The 19,374-nt window shown below is 63.8% G+C and carries 9 protein-coding genes; 6 read left to right on the top strand and 3 right to left on the bottom strand.

Going from position 1 to position 19,374, the window contains the following annotated elements:
* Window positions 1-10: 10 nt before the first annotated feature.
* Window positions 11-8,734 (bottom strand): two-partner secretion domain-containing protein, encoded by an 8,724-nt coding sequence (locus L5014_RS17650; RefSeq protein ID WP_274389404.1) that lies wholly within the window; start codon window positions 8,732-8,734, stop codon window positions 11-13.
* Between the two features lie 481 nt (window positions 8,735-9,215).
* Here L5014_RS17650 and L5014_RS17645 point away from each other — a divergent pair, with 481 nt between their 5' ends.
* The gene (locus L5014_RS17645; RefSeq protein ID WP_238465019.1) at window positions 9,216-10,259 is read left to right on the top strand and encodes a GlxA family transcriptional regulator; all 1,044 of its coding nucleotides are present in this window, start codon (window positions 9,216-9,218) and stop codon (window positions 10,257-10,259) included.
* Window positions 10,260-10,325: 66 nt separating this feature from the next.
* A complete protein-coding gene (locus L5014_RS17640; protein WP_238465018.1) occupies window positions 10,326-10,538 on the top strand; it encodes a hypothetical protein in 213 nt (70 codons plus the stop codon).
* Window positions 10,539-10,625: 87 nt separating this feature from the next.
* Here L5014_RS17640 and L5014_RS17635 read toward each other — a convergent pair whose 3' ends face one another.
* Window positions 10,626-11,888 carry a multidrug effflux MFS transporter gene (locus L5014_RS17635; protein ID WP_238465017.1) on the bottom strand — a complete coding sequence of 421 codons (1,263 nt, stop codon included), beginning with the start codon at window positions 11,886-11,888 and terminating at the stop codon, window positions 10,626-10,628.
* Window positions 11,889-12,126: 238 nt separating this feature from the next.
* Between L5014_RS17635 and L5014_RS17630 the strand changes: the two genes are divergently transcribed.
* Window positions 12,127-12,990, top strand: a complete 864-nt coding sequence (locus L5014_RS17630) for a 2OG-Fe(II) oxygenase (protein WP_238465016.1) — start codon at window positions 12,127-12,129, stop codon at window positions 12,988-12,990.
* Entirely contained in the window at window positions 12,987-13,721 is a 735-nt protein-coding gene (locus tag L5014_RS17625; RefSeq protein WP_238465015.1) for a 2OG-Fe(II) oxygenase, read from the top strand. The genes L5014_RS17630 and L5014_RS17625 overlap by 4 nt, the downstream gene beginning before the upstream one ends.
* Before the next feature lie 134 nt (window positions 13,722-13,855).
* On the opposite strand, the gene L5014_RS17620 is transcribed toward L5014_RS17625, so the two are convergent.
* Entirely contained in the window at window positions 13,856-14,302 is a 447-nt protein-coding gene (locus L5014_RS17620; RefSeq protein WP_238465014.1) for a CBS domain-containing protein, read from the bottom strand.
* Window positions 14,303-14,571: 269 nt separating this feature from the next.
* Between L5014_RS17620 and L5014_RS17615 the strand changes: the two genes are divergently transcribed.
* Both L5014_RS17615 and L5014_RS17610 read left to right on the top strand, forming a co-directional pair.
* Window positions 14,572-15,165, top strand: coding sequence for a chemotaxis protein CheB (locus L5014_RS17615; protein WP_238465013.1), 594 nt, complete (start codon window positions 14,572-14,574; stop codon window positions 15,163-15,165).
* 89 nt (window positions 15,166-15,254) lie between these two features.
* Window positions 15,255-19,346, top strand: a complete 4,092-nt coding sequence (locus L5014_RS17610; protein ID WP_238465012.1) for a CheR family methyltransferase — start codon at window positions 15,255-15,257, stop codon at window positions 19,344-19,346.
* Window positions 19,347-19,374 lie beyond the last annotated feature (28 nt).

Raw genomic sequence — 19,374 nt, 5'->3', positions numbered from 1 at the left:
TTTCCACTCCTTACTTGTTTCCAGTACCTACTGGTGTCGAATGACTCCAAGGCACAACTCCATACGATAGACCACCAGGCGATCCAACTCCTATTTCAAGCGCGGTAGAACCACCATACCCATGCGTGACAGCGCCAACTACGTTAACTCGCCAAGGCGTTGGGATAGAAATAAATGCCTGGTTACCATCTCCATTTAGGAATGCATTGGTTGCATCAGCGGTTCGTGCCCCCCAAATCCAGCCCAGTGTGGCGCTCGCGCCCGGCGACCAAGAGATTGACGATGGATTAGCTTGTCCCACGCCAACAGCAAGATATTTGGTTCCATCATTCAGATTTATCGTGCCGCCGGCAGAGCCAGACAGAACACCGAAGTTCAAAGTCGCGTAATTAGGCTGGAGAGTACCAGCTGCTGCCTCCGCATTAGCCCCTTGTGCATTGATCACCGCCATCACCTGCGATTCACTGCATGGGCTCATGCCACTACATACCTGCGTAAGCAGATCGTTGTTCTTCCGGTGCGCCGACTGGTTGTACAGCTCAACGTTCGACGCCGTGGCCGCCCCCATGCCGCCGCCAACCAGCGCACCACCCACGCTCGCCGCCACGTTCGCTGCAAGATTGCCTAGCAGTTCCGAACCCGTCGCCGATCCCACGCCCTTATAGATATCGTCCAACTGGTTCGCCATCGCTGCCGACACGCCCGCGCCCGCCGCACCCCCAATGGTGCTGAATGCACTACCGCCGCCCAGGCCACCAATCAGCGCACCGCCCGCTATATGCAACTCCGTGCGGGCCTGGCCGCCTTCACTCCACGACTTCGACTCCGCAACCGCCGCCTTGTACGCCTCCATATCGCCGGCGTCCCACGCGGCCTGGGCCGCCTTGTCCGCCGCCGCTTCCTTCGCATCCGCGAACGCCCCGATGTTTTGCGCCACCGCCTGGCCCGCGGCCTGTGCCGCTGCCATCGTGTCGGCCTGCTGGTTCAGGATCTCGTTCACGTCCGGCGTGTTCGATACCTTGCCGTTCGTGTTCGTGGTGTCGCGACTGAGTGTGGTCACGTCCTGCTTCTGGGCTGGCTGGTTTGTGATATCGATCGTACCCGCACTCACCGCGCTGCGTGTCGTGGCACTCTGGTCCCCGCTCTCGTTCTGCATCATCGGAATCGCGCCGCCCGAGCCGCTCACCGAACCCGGACCCACCGACTTGCCCGTACTCCCGACGCCCGCTCCCGCACTGATCCCCGCGCTATTGGCCGAGTAGTGGCTCTTGTTTTCGAGGTCCGAGAACGTCAGCGTGCCCGTGCTCAGGCTGCTCTTCTCCGCATCCGCCGTGCTCGATATCACGCCGCCCGTCAGTCCGGTATTGCCCTTGACGTCGACGTTGAACCCGCCATCGCCCGCATTGATCCCGGCCTGCTCGTTCACGCCCGCATATTTGCCGTCCGCGTGGCCGTTCTGCGCGCTGATGCTCGCGCTGCCGCCGCCCTGGCTGATGGTAAAACCGCCGCCAGAACTGCTCTGGTGCGCCGCGCTTGTCGTCACGTCCTGCACACTCGCGATGTTCAGATTGCCGCCCACATCGGCAACCACCTTTGCGCCATTGACCTGCGATCCCATGACGTTTGTATCGCCACCGCTGATGATCGTCGCGCTGCTGGCCGCGTTCACATGCGAAGCATTCTGTATCGACGCGTCGCTGTTCGCATCGCCGTGCGCGTTCGACATCGCAGCCGAGACACCGAACCCGCCGCCCATCGTATATTGCACGCCCACGCTCGCGCTGCTTGAACTGTTCGAACTGCGCGTCGAATCCATGTCGGTCGTGTTGATGACGTTGACCTGATTCTTCGCGGCCAGGACGACATCGTTGGCGTTGACGTTCGAACCGGCAATCGTGACATTGCCCGAGCCGGGCGTGCCGTCGCCCGTCGCCACGAATGCAGCCGTGCCGCCCGCCTGCACGGTGGAGCCGCTATGGGTCGTCTGGTTTTCGCTGGCATCGCTGCGGCTTTTGTTGGTGCCAAACGAGACCTTCACGCCGATATCGGGCTTGCCGCCCTTGGCTGCCGCGGCTGCGGCACCGCCAACGTTGTATGCATCATTCGCCGCCGCGATGCCATGCAGGGCTGCCGCGCGACTGTCGCCGTTGCCGGAAGAATTCTTCGCGGCCTGTGATTCCGATATGGCATTGTTGATCGCATCGCCCACGCTGCCAGCCAGTCCTACCGTGAAGCCGCTTTGCTTCATCTCGTGCGACTCGTCGTGATGCGTCGTGCCCTGGGCCGCCTCGATGGTCACGTTCGCGCCTGTGCCCGTGACGTTCTGCGCCGCGATGATGTCGCTGCCCGAAACGCGCAGTTCCTTGCCTGCGGCCATCGACACATTGCCGTCCGTGCTGCCGACGAGGCTCGCGTTGTTCGTCGTGGCCGTGTCGTGCGTCGTGTCCTTCTGGTCGCGACTGCCGTAACTGATACTCAGACCGCCGCCGCTCAGCGCGCCGAAGCCAGACTGCTTTTCCTCGTGGAAGGTGCTGCTCCGGCTCGTGTCCTGTGTCGTGGTCACGCTCAGGTTGTTAGCTGCCGCAAGCTCCACGTCGTGCGTGGCCGCGACGGTCGAACCCGCGATGGTCATGTCATGCCCCGCAATGCCGGTGACGGTATCGCCGGCCACGGTCGAGCCAACCGTGATGACCTGATGCGAGTCCGAAGCGTCCGTGGTCTGCGTCCTGGAGAGGAAGCCGGAGGAATCGTAGTGTGACCAGGACTGTGCATCGTGCGTTTCGGTGACGCCGCCGATATTGACGTCGCCGGTTGCGGCAACGGTCGTCGCGCCAGTCGCCGCCGTGACGCTGGAGCCAAGAATGTTCAGGTTGCCGCTGCCGCCCTGGCCCGCCGCCATCGTCGTGTTGCCGACCGCGCTCACGCTGCTGCCTTGTGCCGCTTCGTCGTAGCTGGAATTCTTGCTCTGGGCGCGGCTTCCCCCCATCGACTGCCCGTTGTACGCGGCCGTATCCTTCGCCGCCGTCACGGTCATGTCGCCTCCCGCGAGCATCGCGGTATCCTTGCCCGCCGCCACGGTCGAACCGGTGAGCGTGGTGTTGCCGCCGGAGACCGTCGTCACGTTACCCGCGCCCGTTATGGCGCTGCCGACGTTCACAGTCTGCTTCGCATGACCGCCGTTGAGCCCGTCCGTTGTGCCGGCGTCCTGCGTGCTGTTCAGCGCCAGAGTGCCGGCGTTGATGTCACGGCCAGCCGCTACCGTCGTATCCCCTTTGGACGTGATAGCGGACCCGCTCATGTTCACGTCGCGCACGGCCGCGGCGGTCGTGCTGTTCGTGCCGCTGATCGTCGCCACAGACGCCACCGACATACCCGTTGCAGTCGAGGTGAACCCGGCGTTGCCGGTCACTGCGCTTGCCTGGTGCTCGACCGAGACGTTGTTGATATCGCGGCCGGCATTGACCACGGTATCCACGCCGCCAATGCGGCCACCGATGTTGTTCACGTCCAGCACGGCTGCAACCGCTGTGGTGCCGCCGCTTCCGATGACGCCCCGGTTCGTGATGGTGTTGCCAATAACGGTCGTTGCAAGGTCGCCCACGATATGACCACTGTTGTTCACGCTACCCGTCGCGTTCTGCGTGACCGTCCCGCCAGCGACGAGTACGCCGCTGTCCTTGAGGTCGACCGTGTTCGACTGCGCGAGGTACAGCTTCGGCACGAGCACGTTTTGCTGTGAACCGTCCGGCAGTGTGACCGTCTGGCTCACGAGCCAAACCATGTCAGTCGTAAGCTGCGCCATCTGCGCATCGCTCAGGCCCACGCCAACAGCGAGGTTGAACGCTCTCGCGTGGATTGCGCCGTTGTTCATCAGCGCCGTGTACTCGCTCAGGTTGTCCGAGTAGCCGGAGAGGTAGGTGCGGCCCGTCAGTTGCGTCACCTGGTTACGAATGAGCGTCATTTCGTAGTAGCCGTCGCCAAGGCGCTTCTCGACCTGCTGCGGGTTGTAGCCGAGTTGTGACAGCAGGAAGTTGCTCGATGTGGTCCCGCCCGTCGTGCCGCCGCCCGTGCCGCCGCCCGTGCCGCCGCCCGTGGTGCTGCCGCCTGCTGTACTGCCGCCCGCCGCAGGATTCCCGCCCGTGCCGCCTCCCGTCGCGGTTCCGCCGCCCGGATTGACAGGCTGCGGGTTCGTAAAGCGCGGATCGGTTTCGATAAGGTAATCGGCCCCCGGCGTCGTCACGTAGGTATAGAGCGCGTTGTTCGGCAGTTTGAGGTCAGGGATTCCGCCGCTTGCGGTTCCAAGGGTCTGAGGCTTCTTGCCGTTGCCGCTCACGTTACCGAGCTGCGTACCCGTGGCGTCGCCGCCGCTGACGCCAGCACCCGTTACCGTTGCGCCGTGCCGGTCCACGCTCGTCATGCTGATGTCCTGTGCGTTCGTCTGCACGCTCTGGTTGCCCGTGGCGATAGCCGCAATCGCGTCGGTCGTGACGGTGGCAAGCGGCACCACGGCATCCTGCACCGTCTGCTGGTCCTCGCCGCGTCCGCTTTTCTGGTGCCAGTAGAACACTGACTGCGCACGCTGTTCGCCGGTCTGCTGAAGCACCACGCCGGTATCGTTGACGCTGCCGCCATCGGCGCGGCGGATCAGGTCGCCACCTGCGGCCATGGTCGAGGCGTAATTGTTCAGACTGCCGTTGTCGGTGTTGGTGCGTATCGAGCCACCGGCCTGCATGAGCGCGTTGGTGCCCGCGCTCACGAGCTGATCGGTCTGCGTGGTCGTTGTGGTGGTGCGGGCGATTTCCACGTAATCGTGATTCCCCGGCCCGAGGTCGGTTCGTACCTGGACCTGATCGGGACGGATATGGACGTTCGGGTCGTAGTCCGGCCAGAACGTGATCGTCACGGTGCCATCCGGATTCTGTGTGAGGCTCTGGTAATACTGCGTGGGATTATTCGTGATTGTGCGTGTAGTGAGACCGGTCGCCAGCACCCGATACCGGTCGGAAAGCGGCTTCGTCAGCGAGAAGGTCTGTGCGCCCGTATCGAGGTTCGTAACCTGCGAAGCGGGCAGCGTCACCGTGACCGGAGTGGCAAGCGAGTTGCGCGTTTCCGCGCCAAAGCCACCGGCCCACCAGCGCCACGGATAGGTGCTGCTCTGGAAAAAGGCGAATTCCGGCCCCGCGTAGTTGTTCCCCATGTCGGCGGTCCACAGCGTCAGCGTCGGGCCGGTGGTCGAGACAGGCGCACCGGCCTGCACGTCCACGCCCGTGCGAACGTTATTGATCGTGGTCGCCGCCGCGTCGATGTTGCCTTCGGCCTCGATGGTCGAGGCGCTGTTCGTGATGACGCCGGTCTGGTTCGCGAGCAGTCCTTCACCGTCGCGCGTGCTGTCCCGCGCGATTTCAATGTCCCCGCCGCTATAAACGAGTGCGCCGTATTCGTTGGTGAAACTGTTGTGCGCGTAAAGGCCGACTTTCTGCGCGCCTGCAATCACTGCCGAGCCGCCGCTGTTGAGGATGTCCCATGCGTTGATCGCGACGAGGTTGCCGATGACGCCCGCCATGTTGACGAAGCTGCCGCTGTTCGTCGTGACGCTGTCGCCTTCAATACGTCCCTGGTTGTTGATGGTGTAGGCGGCGCTGATGTTCGTCGCTGCGGAAGTCATGAGGCCCGTGTTGACGACGTTCGCCCCGCTCGCGTTCAGCGCGCCCCCCGCGCCGAGCGTGCCCGTATTCGTGAGCGTGCCGCTCGCGTTCACCGACAGGTCGCCGTCTGCGTTCAGACGGTTGTTCGCCGTGTTCGTGTAGTCGCCCGCGACGTTCAGCCCGAGATTGCGACCTGCGGTCATTTCGCCGTCGCCGACGATCACGCCGCTTGCCGCGATGTCGCGATTCGCACGCACCGCGCCGCCCCAATTGGAGAATGACGCGACGTTCGCGTAGACATCGACGCCGCCCAGGATCGTGCCGCCGTCGTTATAGACTGCGGTCGACGCGCGGCCCATCGTCAGCCCTGAGCCGCCGTACATCGTGCCGCCCTGGTTGTTGATGCTGCCCGTTATCGCGAAGTCGGTCGCGCCCGCACCGACCACCTGAGCGCCGTTGCCGTTCTCAAGCGTCTGGCCGCTGAGTGTCACGTCCCCATTGCCGCCGAGCGTGCCCGCCGTATTGTTGATGTCCGAAGCGTTCGCGGTCGTTGCGCCGTCGCCCGCATTCGTCATCGTGCCATTCGCGTTGTCGATTGCGCCGGCCGTGACGCTCATCGTGCCGTGCGCGCCGTTTGCCGTGACTGCGCCGCCCGTGTTCATGAGCGTGCCGCCCACGTCCATAGCGAGATCTCCGGCCGTTTGTGCCGCGCCGCCCGTGTTGTCGAAGTCGCCGTTCGTGTTAGCCGACAGACCATCCTGGCCGTATACAAGACCGGTGCGGTTGACGATGCCGTTCGTTGCTGCGATCTGCGCTGCGTGTTGTGCAGTGATGTCGCCGTTCGTGTTGTCGAGGCTCGCGGACTGCGTCGCGACAGACCCGTTCGAAGCAATCTGACCGCCGCTGTTCGAGAGGGCATTGACCGCCGTGACGTTGAGGCTGCCCGCGCCCGCGTGCTGGATCGTGCCGTCGTCGTTCACGACCGCGCCGCCGCTCACGTTCAGGTCTTTCGCATTGCTCGCGATCTTGCCAGCGGAGTTATCCAGCGTGCCCCCCGCGCTGACGGTCTGCGTGCCAGTGCCGGATTGCGCAATGGTCCCGCCTGAATTCTTCAGGTCGCCCGACGCCTTGACCGATACCGTCGTGCCGTCGATATCACCCTTGGAGTTGTCGACGTTCGCGCCCGTTACCGTGGTCGTCGTCGCAGACATCGTTCCGTTGTTCTTCAACGTGCCGCTTGCCGAAACGGCGAGCGTGCTGCCCGCCAGTACCGCGCCCGTATTCGCGATGCCCCAGGCCTTGAGCGTGGCGCTCGTCAGCGCGTTGACCTGGCCCGCGTTCGTCAATGTACAGGCGCTTACGCTGACGTTACCGTTTCCGCCAATCACGCCTTTCAGGCCATTGGTCAGCGTGCCGGTCACGCCCAGATTCAGCCCGTCGCCGTTCAACGAAAGGATGCTGCCGCCCGTGTTGTCCAGTGAGCCGCCGCTGAAAGTCTGTTTGCCGTCTGACTGCATGACGCCGCCCGTGTTGACGGCCGCGCCGGATACCTTCGTGTCGAGCGTCGTCGCCGACACAAGCTGACCCTTGACGTTCGAGAGCGCGCCCGCCGCATGCGTCTGCGCGCCGCCCGACGAGACGCTCGCGTTGTCGGTCGTCAGCCTGCCGCTGGTGTTCGTCGCGAGCGTGCCGCCCGCCGTGACCGTCGCGCCCTTGAGGTTTGCATCGCCCGCGCTGACGGTCATGCCGATGTTGCCCACCGCGGAAGTGTTACCCCCCGCGAGATTGACCGAGCCGCCGGACATCGCGACATTGCCGCCTGCAACGTTTTGCCCGGTCGCCGACAGCGGACCTGAAGCGTTCAGCTTCAGGTCCGCCGCTTGTGTCACGACGCCGTCGCTGTTCACGCCAGATGCGAGCGTTCCCGTTGACGCGACGCTACCGGCGTTGACTGTCGTGCTCCGCTGCGCGGCGAGCGCGCCGCTGTTCGTGAGCGTGCCTGAAGTGCTCGCGCTGACGTTCTGTTGCGCGTAGGTGATGCCGCTGTTGTCGATGCCTTCGCGTGCGCTCGCGACGATATTGCCGCTCGCGTTGGTCTGGCCGGCGAGTATCAGCTTGCCCGCAGAAGTCAGTACGAGGTCGCCGTCCTGTGCGGCGAGAATGCCCTTGGTCGAGACACCGACCCCTAACTCTGTGCCGACCAATACGATACGGTTCGCGTACATTCCGCCGAGATTGCTCACGTCGATGGAGACGCCTGGCGCGGCGCTGTCGCCTGCAATCGGCGTAGCTGCAAGCGTGTCGTGGTCGATGCTGTTCGCACCCGTGACGACGTTCAGGTTCTTCGCGTAGATGGCTGCGTTCGCTTGAACCGCGCGAGCCAACAAGTCGACCTGGTCGATGTTCGATGCGTTTAGTCCCGCGCCGTTGACCGTGATGTTGCCGCCCGTGACGTTGAAGCCCGAGACGGAGCCGTCCGCTGCATAGTTCGGTGTGCCCGTCGTAAGAGTTGCCCGACTGGTATTGATAAACCCACCGCCGTTAACGGCGATGCCTGACGGGTTTGCGAGAATCACTTCCGCACGCTGGCCTGCAATCTCGACAAAGCCATTCAGTTGCGACGCGGCCGGGCTGTTGACCTGGTTGACGATGACCTTCGCGGACTGGCCCGCTGCGAAGTTCGGATTGCCCTGTACCTGGCCTGCAAGCTGCGTGCTCGTCGTCGACCCAGAATTGTTCAGGATCGCGCCGCGCGATTGCACGTCGAAACGGTGGTAGGAATTGACCGAAACGCCCGCACCCGACGGCCGGTTGACGTTTACCTGATCCAGACCATTTTGCGTCTGGATGACGTTGGGCGCGTGCGCGCCGCCGCCAACGATCTGCGCAAAAGACGGCATCGCGCCGAGTAGTGCAAGCGCGGCAAACGTGACTTGTCGCAGCGTGAATAGCGCGCCGTGACTCGTGGAATGGCGCGTGCGTGCGCGCGTTTGTCTAGTCTCTTTGCCCGCTGCGGTCGTGGTCTCCGCTACCGCAACGAGCATTCCGTGCCTGCGGTTGAATACAAGACGAAACTGCTTTTTGTTCATTTTTTGCGTTAGCTAACTTGTCACGGCCGTAAATTAGCTGCGCACACGCGCGCGACGATGTCGCATAGCGTCAGAAACAACGATTTCGAGCAAATCGACCTTGTCTGATTGGCATCGCCATTGAGAGTGATGTAGCTCGTCTGGGAGAGAAACGCCCGCATTGCACGGGCTTAAATGCGCTTTCGCTTGCGTTCGATAAACGCGTTGACGATGACCGACAACTTCCGGACGAGGTCAGGATGCTCGTGGTCAACGATGTGTCATATATATAATGCGTTAACGCCTCGTCGCGGACCACGCGCAGCGGCACGAGGGCTTTCGGGAGTACGCAAAGCGGTTGCTCGATGTCTGGGCGATCGGACTCGAAGACATCAAGCCCGACGCGAAGCCCGGCAAGTCGGCGCCGGCGCCACTACGCGAACAAATGGGTTTTTCCGACCCCGACATGTCCAGAATGCATTAACGCAGGCTTGCTCCCACGATGAACCATCCCATTGCCGACGAGGCCAGAACCCCGAGGCGCCTGCGCTTCGGAATCGTGCTGCTGCCCAACTTCACCCTGACCGCCTTCTCCGGCTTCGTGGACCTTCTGAGGCTCGCGAGCGACGAGGGCGACATGAGCAGGCCGGTGCGCTGCTCGTGGACCATCGTCGGGGAAAATCTCGTCCCGGTGCGGGCCAGTTGCGGCATTCAGATCACACCTTGGCAGACGTTCAGCGAGGTCGATGAACTCGATTACGTGGTGATCGTGGGCGGGCTGCTGCATTCGGGACCGCCGGCCAGCGACGCGACACTCGCCTTTATTCGCGCCATGGCCGAGACGCCGGCCACCCTCGTGGGCGTCTGCACGGGTGCGTTCGCGCTCGTGCGGGCCGGCGTGATGAGCGGGTATCGGGTCTGCGTGAGCTGGTTCCACTACTGGGATTTCGTCGAGCGCTTTCCGCACGTCGATGAGCGCGACCTCGTAGCCGACCGGCTTTTTGTGATCGACCGGCGGCGTATCACGTGCTCCGGGGGCCGTGCGTCGATCGACGTGGCCGCGGCCATCCTGCTGCGCCATGTCGAGGCCACGATCGTTCGCAAGGCGCTTCGCATTCTGCTGGTGGACGACGCGCAAAAAGGCAACGCGCCACAACCGCATCCGCCAGGTCTCGAGCCTGCGACGCATCCCAAGGTCAGGCGCGCCATTTTGCTGATGGAGCAGCATATCGGCCAGCCGCTGAGCCTGCCGGAGCTTGCGCGCCGGCTGGAGGTCTCGGTGCGGCAGCTCGAACGTCTTTTCACCACGGAAACCGGCCGGTCTCCCGGCGCTTATGCGAGGCAAATCCGCTTGCGGATGGCGTCGTGGCTGCTGACCAGTTCGGATCGCACGGTCGCGGATATCGCTTCGTCGTGTGGCTTTTCCGATGCCTCGCACCTTGGCCGCGAGTTTCGCAAGGAGTTTGGGGAATCGCCGAACGAATATCGGACGACGCGGCCGCCGAGTGAGCGTGACGTGCTGCCCGAGTTGCGCCAGATACATTGATTTCCTGGTGCGCGTTCGTACGCGAATCCCCTAAAATTCGTGTGCATGCTGCAACAAGGAGTCAACATGAACAGGGACAGAGCCGAGCACATTCTTATCGAGGCCGATTGGGTGGCCGAACTGGTGCTGGGCGGCTTCGATATGACGATTGAAACGTCGGAAGGACGGGCGCTCTACGAGCGTGCATTTACTGCATACGTTCGCAAAGAGATTGGAGACTTGCCCGTGGCGTCGCTATATGACGCATTGAAAAGCTCGGCGGGCGCCGTAGCGCCATAGAGCCCGTAAGCGCTGCACGCTTCATACGCGCTTCATACTTCATACGCGCTCGCCGCCCGCATTCGCGCCGGCGAGCCGATGCGGATCTCATGCGGCTTCTTCGCTGCCGCTCGCGACCGCTTCGGATTCCATCCGCTCCAGATAGCGCAGCAGTTTGGTCACCATCACGACGACCGTGAGCGCGAGGATCACGAAGAACCCCGCAAGCGGCGTGAGCACATGCACGGAAACGAAGCCCGCGAGCCCCATCATCGCGGACGATACGAGCAGCAGCGCACAGCCGAGTATCGCGCTGGTCAGGCCCGCGATATGCGGAAACAGCGAATTGCCCTTGGCCATCAGCGTGGGATACATCGCACCCGCGCACAATCCCATCACGAGCACTGGCGCAGCGAGCGTCCAGACCTGAAGGCCCACGGTTAGCGACAGCACCAGCATCGCGATCGCGGCGCCCGCCATCACGCGCGCGCCAATCCGCAGCCGCTGCTCGGGGCTCGGCAGGCCCGGGCCATGCACCCGGTTCGACAGGCCGCCAAGGAAATACATCATGCCGATGCCGAGCGCGAGGTAGCCGAAATAGGTCGGCGGCTTGTGCAGCGTGTTCAGCACCATGAACGGCCCGACGATATTGAACACGAGCAGGATGCTGTAGCAGAGTCCCTGCGCGAGAAAGCAGCTCTGGAAAACGGGGCTCGCCAGCACTTTGCCCGCGTTCGTCATGAGCGTGCGCACTTCGAGGTGCACGGGCTGCGGCAACGTCTCGCGATAGCGCCAGAGCAGCGCCCACATGATGAGCGAATAGAGCAGCAGGAACACGAGGCAGGCCTGCCAGCCGAACCAGGTTTGCAGATGCGCGCCGATCACGGGCGCGACGATAGGCGCGAGCCCCCACGTGATCGACATATAGGTGAAGGCGTGCATTAGCGCCTTGCCGCTAAACGAATCGGTGATGATGGCCTTGGCGAGCAGGTTCGTCGTGGCGATGCCGAAGCCCTGGAGGCAACGGGCCAGCACGAACGTCTCCAGGTTGGGCGCACCGAGCGACAGCACGCAGCCAATCGTGTAGACCACGAGCCCGAATGCGAGCACGCGCTTGCGTCCGTATGCATCGGCGATGGGGCCGAAGATGAGCTGGCCGAGCGCGTAGGCCGCCATGTAGCCGGAAACGCTCGACTGGATCGCCTGCGGCGAGGTCGCAAAGTAGCGCGCCATCGCGGGCAGCGCGGGCACGTAGATGTCGATCGCGAGCTGGCCCGCCGATGCATACAGGCAGATCAGCGCAAGCAGGAAGCGCGGAGAATTCGTTGCGCGCGCAAGCGTGTCTGCGCGATTGAAGGAGGGGTCGGTCATGACTGGAATGGGGGTCTTGCCGTTGGGCGCGGCTGAGCAATGTGGCCGTATGCAATGTGGCCGTATACGGCGGGCCTTATACTAACATCCCCTTTCGTTTTGGTTTGCCGGTGCAGTGTCAGCGGCAGTGGCAGCAGCGGCGCGCTGCCCGGCATGAATTGCAGCGCAAGGCGCGGAGTTTCATGCGACCGTGGTGGCGCTAGACTGGACTCGTTCGATTTTTCACCAGGAATCAGAGATGGCCGATGCGAAACAGGCCGCGCGAAGGGATGCCGCCGCAAAGGCAAACTGGGCCACGAACTGGGCCACAAATGGGGACGCGATCTGGGCAGACGCGACCGCGTCGCTCGACCGTTATGGCAATGCGATATTGCCATCCGTACTCCACGCGAAACAATGCGAGCAGTTTGCCGCGCTTTATTCGCGCGACGACTGCTTTCGCTCGCGCATCGTGATGGCGCGTCACAATTTCGGGCGCGGCGAATACAAATATTTCGCCTATCCGCTGCCGCCGTTGCTCGAGCGCTTGCGCCACGCGCTGTATCGCCGCCTCGCGCCGGTCGCCAACCGCTGGAACCGGCAGATGGGTCTCGACGTGCAGTATCCCGCCGAACTCGACGCGTTTCTCGCGCGCTGCCACGCGGCGGGGCAGACGCGGCCCACGCCGCTCATGCTCCGCTACCACGCGGGCGACTACAACTGCCTGCATCAGGACCTCTACGGCGACCATGTGTTTCCGCTTCAGGTGGCGATCCTGCTTTCGGTGCCGGGCGAGGATTTCACGGGCGGCGAATTCGTCATGACCGAAACGGGCAACCGCGCAGGCAACCACGCAGGCAACCGCGGCCAGCATGCCGATGTCGTCGCGTTGCGGCAGGGCGATGCCGTGGTATTCGCCGTCAATCAGCGGCCGGATGGGGACGGACCCACGGAAAGATCCATGAGGGGGCGCGCGGGCGTGCGCAAGGTAGCGATGCGTCATGGCGTGAGCGTCGTGCGCAGCGGCACGCGGCACACGCTCGGGCTGATCTTTCACGATGCACGCGAGCCATCGACATCGTCGTCGACTTCGGTGAAGGCATCCACATGGGAGTCGGCATGAATGCGCACGCCATGATCGAGCGTTTCGATCTCGACGTCGTCAGTGCGCAACTGGGCGCCGAAGGCTACGCCGTGCTGCCCGGTTGCTTCAGTCCACACGAAGCACGCGCACTCGCGCGGTTGCTCGACGAACCGCTCGACGAACCGCGCGATGCGCCACTCGATGCGCCGCACGTACCGGTTTCGTCCGCGTGGGCGGACACCGGCAGCGGCCAGCCTTGCTACTTTGGCGAAGACCTGCCGCCGCTTTTGCACGCGTGGCGCGAAGCGCTCTATCGCTGGCTCGTGCCCGTGGCGAACCGCTGGCATGCGCTGGCGGGCCTCGAGCCGCGCTTTCCCGCCGAACTCGACGCGTTTCTCGATGCGAACCGCCGTGCCGGCCAGCATCGGCCGCAATCGCATCTGAGCCGCCTGCGCGAAGGCGATCGTCTCGCGCTGCATCGTCACGATGAAGGCGAGCACGTGTTTCCGTTTCAGGTGGTCGCGCTGCTATGCGCGCCGCAACGGGATTTCACGGGCGGCGAATTCGTGATGGTCGAGCAGCGTCCGCGCATGCAGTCGCGGCCGATGGTCGTGCCGCTCGCGCTCGGCGACGCCGCCATCGTTGCGACCGCGCAGCGCCCGGTCGAAGGCACGCACGGCTATTACCGGGTCAAGCTCAAGCACGCGATCAGCCGCGTGCGCGGCGGCGAGCGTACAGGCCTGGAATTGCTTTTTCATGACGCGCCATGAAAAAGCGGCTGTTCACTCTGCGGCGGCGCGCGTAGCGAAAGCGGCGTGCGGCGTTCAAGGAGTCTCTCGGGATACCACAAGGATTCCAAAACGAATCTCCGAATGCGGGGTGCCGCTCCAATCCTGAACCGTGCTCAGCCAATACGCCGCTGCGAGATGTCCTCGAGCGTGTTGGCCACGCGTTCGCGCTGTACGCCGCCGCAGCGCGTGGCAATGTCGCCCAGCGAAAGCGCGCCGACCAACTCGCGCCGGTGATTCACCACGGGCAGGCGGCGAACCTGCGCCTCGGCCATGCGCCGCTGCACGATGTCGACGTCCTCGTCGTCGTAGCACCACTCGACGCCCGACGTTGCCACGCGCGCGACGGGCGCCATCGGCGGGCAGCCTTCGCTCAAGGCGCGCAACGTGAGGTCGCGGTCTGTCACCATGCCGACGATGCGCCCCCCATTGCAAACCGGCAATGCGCCAATGTCATGCTGCGCCATGAGTTCCGCGGCATGCTGGATCGTCGTTTCGGGCGCGACGTGCACGACGTTGCGCGACATGATTTCGTGGACCCGGGTCGTTGGCTTCTCCTTCATCGGCTTCTCCTTGTTCACCGTCGAAAAATCGCTTGCATCGCTCGCTTTTATCGTTCGTTTATCCATTCACTCACTGCCGCACGACGCGTTCCATGCGCGGATGCCGTGAATGTGCGCCCCAGCGTCCGCCCGGTTTGTAGCGATTACGCGTAACGTCCGAAATGTAACGGAGCCGGCAATGCTTCATGACGCAGTCATGTTCCTCGCGATAGCCGTCATCGTGCGGCACAGTAATTGCTCACTGGTTCGTTTGTCCTGATGGAGCTAATTTGACTTGCCGTGACTTCATAGCGATAGGCGCGTCGTCGGGCGGGCTCGATGTCCTGCGCACGCTGGTATCCGGGCTTCCGGGCGACCTGTGCGCTGCCGTCGCGATCGTGCAGCATGTTGGTGCACACGGAAGCGTCCTGCCCTCGCTTCTCGACGATGCCGGCCCCTTGCATGCCGCGCACGCGAGAGACGGTGAAGCTTTTGTGCACGGCAGAATCTATGTGGCTCCGCCCGACCGGCATTTGCTGGTGGAAGGGGCGTGTTTGCGGCTCGACGGGGGCATCAAGCAGAATTTCGCGCGTCCGGCCATCGATCCGCTGTTCGTCAGCGCGGCCTCGGTGCTGGGCGAGCGCGTGATTGGCGTGATCCTGACGGGCTTCCTGATGGACGGTGTGGCGGGGCTCGCGGCCATCCATGCATGCGGCGGGGCCACCATCGTCCAGGATCCGGACGATGCGTTCGCCGGCGAGATGCCCACGCGCGCGACGCCCTATGCCGACTATGTCCTGCCGGTCGTACAACTGGCGGCAAGGCTCGTGGCGCTCACCCATGAGCCAGCAATACTTTCTCATCGGCCGGGTCCGGAGGGATAATAGCTTTCTGCAAGGCTGGCGCCCAGCAGGGCGCGTGCCCGAACCGCGGCGGCGGCAGAGACGATTATCTTTCAAAGGACGAGCCAGCCATGGCGAACAAACGTGGGCCCACTTTGCCCGGACAGTCGAAGCACCCGGTCGTCGGGATCGGTGCGTCGGCTGGCGGGTTGAGCGCGCTGCTCGAATTTTTCGAAGCCCTGCCCGCACATAGCTCGATGGCGTTTGTCGTCGTGGTTCATCTCGCGCCCGATCATGTCAGCAATCTGCCCGGGTTGTTGCAGAAGGCGACGGCAATGCCCGTGCTGGAAGTCACCAAGCCCACGCCCATCGAGCCCGATCACGTCTATGTGATCGCGCCGTCACTCGACCTGACGATGGTCGACGATTATTTGCGGGTCGAGCCGATCCGGCTCGAGCAAGGGTACCGGGCCGCCATCGACGCGTTCTTCCGCACGCTGGCCGAGGCGCACCGCGAAAGATCGGTCGGCATCGTGCTGTCCGGCGCGGGCTCGGACGGTGCCGCGGGCCTTTCGCGCGTGAAGGAGATGGGCGGCATCACGCTCGCGCAGGATCCGTCCGAAGCCGAATACGAAAGCATGCCGCGCAGTGCGATTTCCACCGGCATGGTCGACTTCGTGCTCACCGCCGCGGAGATGCCGCAGCGGCTGATGGACCTGTGGCTGACCGCAAAAGAAATTCGCCTGCCGAATCTGGAGCAAGGCGCGCCGGAGCGCGAACAGAATCTGGCCAACGAGGCCGCCGAGCGCGCGCTGCGCGAGATCATGGTCATTCTGCGCACGCGTACCGGCCACGATTTCCGGCACTATAAGCGCGCGACCATCATGCGCCGGATCGAGCGCCGGCTACAGGTCAATGGCATCACCGACCTCCAGTCGTACCGCGATTATCTCCATCTGCATCCGGACGAAACCCAGGCGCTGCTCCAGGACATGCTGATCAGCGTGACGAACTTCTTCCGCGACAAGGAAGCGTTCGAGATGCTGGAGCGCGACGTGCTGCCGGCGCTATTCGCAGGGCGCAGGGAAGACGACCGCGTTCGCGTGTGGTCAGTGGGCTGCGCCACGGGCGAAGAGGCCTATTCGCTCGCGATGCTGTTGCAGGAGCGCCTGCTCAAGTCCACCGAAGGCGCTTCGTTCCAGATGTTCGCCACCGATATCGACGAACGCGCGATTGCCTTTGCGCGCTCCGGTCTATACCCCAGCTCGATTCTCGGCGATCTCACGCCGGCCCGCGCGCGCCAGTTCTTTTCGAAAGACGCCGCGCATTACCGCATCAAGAAGGAACTGCGCGAGCACATGCTGTTCGCGCATCACAACGTGCTGAGCGACCCGCCGTTCTCGCGCCTCGATCTGATCTGCTGCCGCAATCTGCTGATCTATCTGGACCGCGACGCGCAGATCGAAGTGCTCAAGATGTTCCATTTCGCCCTGCGTCCGGGCGGCATTCTTTTTCTCGGCAGCTCCGAATCGGCGGATAGCGTGAGCTCGATGTTCAGCGTGGTGGACAAGCGCAGCCGCATTTACCGCGCGAATATGGCGGTGCGCGGCGATACGCCGGTGCCGGTCGCGCTCTCCGGCCCGCTCAATGCGCGGCCCGTCGTGGCGACGGTGCAGCCGCCGGGCCGCCGGCGCTTTTCGTTCGGCGATCTGCATCAGCGTCTCGTCGAACAGCACGCGCCGCCCAGCGTGCTCGTGAGCCGCGATTCGGAAATCGTGCATCTGTCCGATCGCGCGGGGCGCTTCCTGCAATATTCGGGCGGCGAGCCATCGCACAATATCGTGGCCGCGGTGCGCCCCGAGTTGCGCGTCGAACTGCGCACCGCGATCTACCAGGCCTCGCACACGAACCGCAGCGTGGAAGCGCGGCGCGTGCGCATCGAGCGCGATGGACGCTCGTATATCGTGAACATGACGGCGCGGCCCGTGCACGATCCCGAAGCCAGCGCCGATTTCGTGCTCGTGCTGTTCGATGAAGTGGAAGACAGCATGGGCGTCTCGGAGACGAAGCCCGGCGACGCCGAGAAAGACCCGATCATCGGCCAGCTCGAACGCGAGTTGCAACGTACCAAGGAGCAGTTGCAATCGACCATCGAGCAGTCGGAAACCTCCACCGAGGAATTAAAGGCCTCCAACGAGGAGCTTCAGGCGATCAACGAGGAATTGCGCTCGGCCACCGAGGAGCTCGAAACCAGCAAGGAAGAGCTGCAATCGATCAACGAAGAGCTGAGCACCGTGAATGCGGAGCTCAAGTCGAAGGTCGAGGAAACGGGCAAGATCAACGACGACTTGCAGAACCTGATTGCCGCGAACGATATCGGCACGATCTTCGTCGACCGCAATATCTGCATCAAGCGCTATACGCCGCGCGCCACGGATGTTTTCAGCATCATTGCGTCCGATATCGGGCGCTCGCTGCTCGATATCACGCACCGGCTCGAATACGACAAGCTCGCCGACGATGCCGCCGAAGCGTTCGATTCGCTGCGCCTCATCGAACGCGAACTGCGGAGCACCGACGGGCACTGGTATCTCGCGCGCTTCGTGCCGTACCGCACGACCGAGGACCGCATCGACGGCGCGGTGCTTTCGTTCATCGACATCACGGGCCGCCGCCATGCGGAAGACCAGTTGCGCGAAGGCGAGCGGCGCATGCGCATCGTGGCCGAGGGAACCCGCGACTACGCGATCATCACCTTCGACGACGACGGCATGATTACGAGCTGGAATGCAGGCGCGGAGCGCATTTTCGGCTATACCGAGGCGGAGGTGATCGGCCAGTCCGCCGATCTGCTTTCGACCGAGGAGGACCGCGCCAGCCACGCCGCGCAGCGCGAATTTGCCGAGGCGCGCCTGAATGGCCGCACCGAGGAAGAACGCTGGCACATCCGCAAGGACGGCAGCCGCTTCTTTGCGAGCGGCGTGCTTTCGCGTCTCGACGAGCCGGGTTTGAGCGGCTTTGCGAAGATCGCGCGCGACCTGAGCGAATTTCCCACGACCACCTCGAAGGCGGGCGGCGCGCGTATCGAAGCAGCAAGGGAAGCGGGCGAGCGCGACGCGCAGCGCCGCCGCGACGAGTTTCTCGCGGTGGTGTCGCACGAGCTCAAGCATCCGCTCAATCTGATTTCGGCCAGCGCCGAGCTGATTGCGCGCGCGCCGGAGACGCGGCGCAACCTGAACCTCTCGCGGGCCACCGACACGATCCGGCGCACGGTGATCGGCCAGGCGCAGATCATCGACGACCTGCTCGACATTTCGCGCGTGCGCACCGGCAAACTTTCGGTGGTGCGCACAGTCGTGGACATGCGCGAGATCGTGCAGCGCGTGTGCAGCGCCGTGCGCGAGGAAGCGCAGGAGCGCGGCATCGCGCTAAACCTCATGATTAGCGAGGCGCCCGTGATCGTTCACGCCGATCTCACGCGCGTGGAGCAGATCGTCTGGAACCTGATCAGCAATGCGCTGAAGTTCACGAAGCAGGGCGCCGTGAACGTCGCGCTGAAGGTGGACGAGCGTGCGCAGGCGGTGCTGCAGGTGGCCGATACGGGCAGCGGAATCGAGCCCGCGCTGTTGCCGCATATCTTCGAGATGTACCAGCAGAGCCGCGACTCGACGATGCGACGCGCGGGCCTTGGCATCGGCCTCGCGCTGGTGAAGGATCTGGTGACGCTGCACGGCGGCACGGTGCAGGCGCAATCGGAGGGCATCGGGCACGGCACGACTTTTACCGTGACGCTGCCCACGCATTGGGCGGCGGTGGAGACGCAAACGGATCATGCCGTGAGCGTCGATTCGCTGCACGGGCTGCATATCCTGATGGTCGACGACGATCCGAGCACGGTCGAAACGTTCAAGCTTTTGCTCGAAGGCGAGGGCGCGACCGTGCAAACGGCTACGAGCGGCGAGCAGGCGCTGAAAATGCTCAATGGGAACGCGCCCGATGTTGTGCTGTCCGACCTGGGCATGCCGGGTATGGATGGCATGGAATTCGTCGCGAAGCTGCGCCAGACGCCCGCAATGAAATCGGTGATCTGCATTGCGCTCAGTGGCTTCGGTCATGAGGCGGAAATCCGGCTGGCCGAAGATGCGGGCTTTAACGCCCACCTGAAAAAACCCGTGCTGCTCGACGACCTGCTTGCCGTGGTGACGCGTCTGCGAAAGGGCTGACGCCTTGCTACGAGCGCTCGCGCCGTAT

The organism is Paraburkholderia tagetis (genome assembly GCF_022213065.1).
GTDB lineage: Bacteria > Pseudomonadota > Gammaproteobacteria > Burkholderiales > Burkholderiaceae > Paraburkholderia > Paraburkholderia tagetis.
The sequence above is the reverse complement of the archived record's forward strand: the minus strand, read 5'-3'. Positions and strand labels throughout refer to the sequence as shown.

Excerpts from the sequence above, each read along its gene's own strand:
- L5014_RS17650 (WP_274389404.1), bottom strand. The coding sequence starts at position 8,734 with ATGAACAAAAAGCAGTTTCGTCTTGTATTCAACCGCAGGCACGGAATG.
- L5014_RS17645 (WP_238465019.1), top strand. The coding sequence starts at position 9,216 with ATGAACCATCCCATTGCCGACGAGGCCAGAACCCCGAGGCGCCTGCGC.
- L5014_RS17640 (WP_238465018.1), top strand. The coding sequence starts at position 10,326 with ATGAACAGGGACAGAGCCGAGCACATTCTTATCGAGGCCGATTGGGTG.
- L5014_RS17635 (WP_238465017.1), bottom strand. The coding sequence starts at position 11,888 with ATGACCGACCCCTCCTTCAATCGCGCAGACACGCTTGCGCGCGCAACG.
- L5014_RS17630 (WP_238465016.1), top strand. The coding sequence starts at position 12,127 with ATGGCCGATGCGAAACAGGCCGCGCGAAGGGATGCCGCCGCAAAGGCA.
- L5014_RS17625 (WP_238465015.1), top strand. The coding sequence starts at position 12,987 with ATGAATGCGCACGCCATGATCGAGCGTTTCGATCTCGACGTCGTCAGT.
- L5014_RS17620 (WP_238465014.1), bottom strand. The coding sequence starts at position 14,302 with ATGAAGGAGAAGCCAACGACCCGGGTCCACGAAATCATGTCGCGCAAC.
- L5014_RS17610 (WP_238465012.1), top strand. The coding sequence starts at position 15,255 with ATGGCGAACAAACGTGGGCCCACTTTGCCCGGACAGTCGAAGCACCCG.